This is a genomic window from Brooklawnia sp. (genome assembly GCF_049651565.1).
GTDB lineage: Bacteria > Actinomycetota > Actinomycetes > Propionibacteriales > Propionibacteriaceae > Brooklawnia.
Window position 1 is genome coordinate 1 of record NZ_JBASCI010000137.1, and the last position, 4123, is coordinate 4123.

Sequence of the window (4123 nt, forward strand, 5' to 3'; positions counted from 1 at the left end):
GACCACCACCACGTCGGTCATCTGGTCGGCGGCCGGGCGCTCTCCCGCCACGACCGGTAGCCGGGACGCGTCCGGCTCCGGGTGCCTCCTGCGCGTCCGGCTCACCGGTCGGCGATCTCCTTGCGCACCTGGCCGCGCAGCACCTTGCCCAGCATCGAGCGCGGCAGGTCGTCCACCTCGATGAACCGGCGCGGCACCTTGTAGGCGGCCAGCGACTGTTTCGCCCAGGCCCGCAGGGCTTCGTTGTCGACGCTGTGACCCTCGGCGGGCACCACCGCGGCGATCACCTGTTCGTCGCCCTGCCCGGTGGGCAGCCCGACCACCGCCACGTCGGCGATCGCGTCGTTGCGCAGCAGCGTCTGCTCCACCTCGGTGGGGCTGACGTTGAAGCCGCCGGTGATGATGATCTCCTTCTTGCGGTCGACGATGGTGGTGAAACCGTCGGAGTCGACCGTCACCACGTCACCGGTGCGCAGCCAGCCGTCGACGAGGGTCTGGGCGGTCTCCTCGGGGTCGCGCCAGTAGCCCTGGAAGACCTGCGGCCCCTTGATCAGCAGTTCGCCGGGCTCATCGACGCCGACTTCCGTGGTCGGGTCGTCGGTCTGCACCACCTTCATCAGGGTGGACGGGAACGGGACGCCGATGGTGCCCGGGCGGCGGCTGGGGTGGAACGGGTTGCCCAGCGCCACCGGGGACGCCTCGGTCAGCCCGTAGCCCTCGACCAGCAGGCCGCTTGAAACCGACTCCCAGAGCTCCCGGGTCTCCTCCACCAGGGCCATCGCGCCGGAGATGCACCAGCGTGCCGAGGCCAGCGAGATGCCCTGCTCCAGCGCCTTCTCGGCGGTCTTCTGGTACAGCGCCGGCACCGCGCAGTAGATCGATGGCGGCCGCTTCTTCGCCGCGGCCACGATCAGGTCGGTGTCGGGCCGCGGGAAGAGCACCTGGCGGGCCTGCTTGAGCACGCCGTAGGTGGTGTGCACGGTGACACCGAACGAGTGGAACATCGGCAGCGCGGCGTAACTGGTCTCCCGCCGCGGCTCGGCGCCGAGCATCCACGCCTCCCCCTGCCGGGCGTTGGAGTACAGGTTGAAGTGGCTGAGCATGGCGCCCTTGGAGCGTCCGGTGGTGCCCGAGGTGTACTGGATCGCGGCCAGGTCGTGTACCTCGGGACGCGGGTGGCGCCGGCTGATCGGTGAGTGGTCGACCAGCTTCTCCCAGCTCATCGTCCCCCTGGTGCCGCTGGTCAGCGCCTTCTTCTTGGCCCGCAGGCCGGGCAACGGCAGCCGCAGCGCCATCTGCAGGTGCCGGGGAAAGGCCTTCAGCAGGTTCACCGCGACGATGTGGGTGGGACGCACGTAGACCGGCAACTCGTTGAGCTTGTCGATGGCGCTGTCCAGGCTGATCGCGACCCGGGCGCCGTGGTCCTCGAACAGTTTCTCGAGCTCGGGGGCGGTGTACAGCGGGTTGTGCTCCACCACCACAGCTCCCAGCCGGACGATGGCGTAGAAGGCGATCAGGTGCTGGGGGCAGTTCGGCAGCAGGATGGCCACCCGGTCACCGGCGTGCACCCCGAGCTGGCGCAACCCCTCGGCGGCCCGGGCCACCCGGTCACCGAGTTCGCGGTAGGTCATCTCGGCGCCGAAGAACTGGGTGGCGACGTGGCTGCCGCCCTGCCTGACTGCGGTGTCGAGCAGCGAGCACAGCGACTCGGTGGGCAACTCGATGTCGATCGGGACGCCGGGCTGGTAGTTCTTCGTCCAGTAGGGAGCACCGTCCTCGGTGGTCCGCCGCCACGGCGGCAACTGGTCGTCCGGCTGGGTTTCGTCGTGGGCCATGGGGCGATTCTTCCACAGTGGTTACGGGGCCGTAGGAAACGCGATCCAGGCCGGGGCCGGCCGGCCCGCCGGGCGTCCGGTCCGGCGGCCCTGGCGGCAATCGGGTGCGATTCGGCACTAGTCTGGGCTGCAGCAGACGCTGCCTGCACGGAAGGGGTCTGGCGGACGTGAAGGACATCGTCGTTTTCTCCGGGTCGGCGCACCAACGATTGGCCCAGGAGATCTGCGACCACTTGGGCAGCCGACTGTCACCCACCCGGATCAGCCGATTCAGCAACGACTGCCTGCAGGTGCAGCTGCTGGTCAACGTCCGCCAGCGCGACGTCTACATCATCCAGCCGCTGGTGCCGCCCACCCAGGAGCACCTGATGGAGCTGCTGCTGATGGTGGACGCCGCCCGCGGCGCCTCGGCCAGCCAGATCACCGCGGTCATCCCGCACTACGCCTACGCCCGCTCCGACAAGAAGGACGCCTCCCGGATCTCGCTGGGTGGCCGGCTGGTGGCCGACCTGCTGGTCACCGCCGGGGTATCCCGGGTGCTGACCATGCAGTTGCACGCACCCCAGGTACAGGGCTTCTTCCGCTGCCCGGTCGACCAGCTCACCGCGCTGGGGGTGCTGGCCGAGCACTTCCAGCAGACCGACCTGGGCAACTCCGTGGTGGTCAGCCCCGACCTCGGCAACGCCAAGAACGCCACCCAGTTCGCCCGGCTGCTGGGCCTGCCGGTGGCCGCTGGCAGCAAGCGGCGGCTGGCCGATGACCGGGTGGTGGTGGATTCGATCGTCGGCGACGTGGCCGGCCGCAACGCCATCGTGCTGGACGACGAGATCGCCACCGGCGGCTCGGTGGTCGAGATCTGCCAGCGGCTGAAGGACTTCGGGGCGCTGTCGGCGTCCATCGCCTGCACCCACGGACTGTTCGCCGGACGGGCGGTGGAGCGGCTGCGCGGTGCGTCCTTCATCTCGCAGGTGGTGACCACGAACACGGTGCCGCCGCCGGTGAACTGGCCGGAGCTGACGGTGATCAGCGTGGCGCCGCTGTTCGCCGAGGCGATCGACCGCATCCATCGGGGCCGGTCGGTGAGCAAGATGTTCGCCGACGTCGATCCGGTCTATGCGCCACCGAACGCGCCCGAGGGTCTGTTCTGAACCGTCCCGCTTACGACTGCGGGACGCGTCGCAGCCCGACCCGCAGCCTGATCTCGCCGCGCTGCCCGCCGACGTGGATGACGTGGTCGTCGTGCACGGTGAGCTGGGTGGCGTAGCAGCGCAGCGCATCGACCACCCGGCTGCGCTGCTCGGGCAGCTCGAACCACTCGAAGCCGCCGGCGTCGTCGCGGGAGGCGAACTCGACCACCGGCAACCCGGCCTGCCGCGCCGCGGCCACGGTCATCTCGCGGGCGCGCAGGTGGTCGGGGTGGCCATAGCTGCCGGCGTTGTCGCAGGTCACCAGCACCGTCGGGTGCACCCGTTCGATCAGCGCCATCAGGTCGGCCACCAGTTCGGTGAGCGGGGCGGCGGTCAGCGTCATCGGATCGGCCAGGTCGGCCGGGCCGGCCAGCCCCTCGGCGAACCAGCGCATGCCCGAGTCGTGATAGTTGCGGGCCGGCAGGTCGGCGGCCCGGGCCGGCGGGGTGCCCAGCACGTCATGCTCCCGGATCCCCAACAGCTTCTTCGCGCACTGCAACTCGTGCTGGCGGACCAGGACCAGGTCAGCCTGCGTGACACCGGCGGGCAGCACCCCTTCGACCACCTCGCCCTGCTCCCCCCGGGTGCAGGTGAGCAGTTCGACGTGCACGTTCCGGTCGGCCAGCCACCCCAGCAGCGCACCGGTGTCCAGCGTCTCGTCGTCGGGGTGGGCGTGCACGAACAGCGGGAAGACCTGGTCACCCGGGGCGGCTGCCAGCACGTCCAGTGGCGTCCTCATCGGCGAACCTCTCTGCGGTAGACAGCTTCGAGTTCTGCGCCCACCACGTCCCAGCTGCGCTGCCCGGCGAACTCGCGCCCCGCCCGGCCGAACCGGGCTCGCCGGTCCTCGTCCACCAGGAAATCCAGGACCGCCGCTGCCCAGACCTGCGGGTCGCGGCTGTCGAGAAGCACGCCGGTGACGCCGTCGACGACTGACTCGACCATACCCCCGGTTCGGGTCGCGACCACCGGGACACCCGACGCCGACGCCTCGAGGTTGATCAACCCGTAGGTCTCCGAGCGGCTCGGATTGAGCAGCAGGACCGCGCCGCGCAGCATGGTCGCGAGCTGGTCGCGGTCCTGCGAGCCGATGTACAGCAC

At 70.2% G+C, this 4123-nt stretch carries 4 protein-coding genes; 1 reads left to right on the top strand and 3 read right to left on the bottom strand.

Annotated features, from left to right (window positions below; all coding sequences use genetic code 11):
- Positions 1-101: 101 nt before the first annotated feature.
- Positions 102-1835 (bottom strand): long-chain-fatty-acid--CoA ligase, encoded by a 1734-nt coding sequence (locus WBL05_RS06630; RefSeq protein WP_424224621.1) that lies wholly within the window; start codon positions 1833-1835, stop codon positions 102-104.
- A gap of 167 nt (positions 1836-2002) precedes the next feature.
- Here WBL05_RS06630 and WBL05_RS06635 point away from each other — a divergent pair, with 167 nt between their 5' ends.
- The gene (locus WBL05_RS06635; RefSeq protein ID WP_424224623.1) at positions 2003-2983 is read left to right on the top strand and encodes a ribose-phosphate diphosphokinase; all 981 of its coding nucleotides are present in this window, start codon (positions 2003-2005) and stop codon (positions 2981-2983) included.
- 10 nt (positions 2984-2993) lie between these two features.
- Here the strand turns inward: WBL05_RS06635 and WBL05_RS06640 are convergent, their stop codons facing one another.
- Both WBL05_RS06640 and WBL05_RS06645 read right to left on the bottom strand, forming a co-directional pair.
- Positions 2994-3761, bottom strand: coding sequence for a PIG-L family deacetylase (locus tag WBL05_RS06640; protein ID WP_424224625.1), 768 nt, complete (start codon positions 3759-3761; stop codon positions 2994-2996).
- A partial coding sequence (locus WBL05_RS06645; RefSeq protein WP_424224626.1) for a glycosyltransferase occupies positions 3758-4123 on the bottom strand: 366 nt, incomplete at its 5' end. The genes WBL05_RS06645 and WBL05_RS06640, both read right to left, overlap by 4 nt.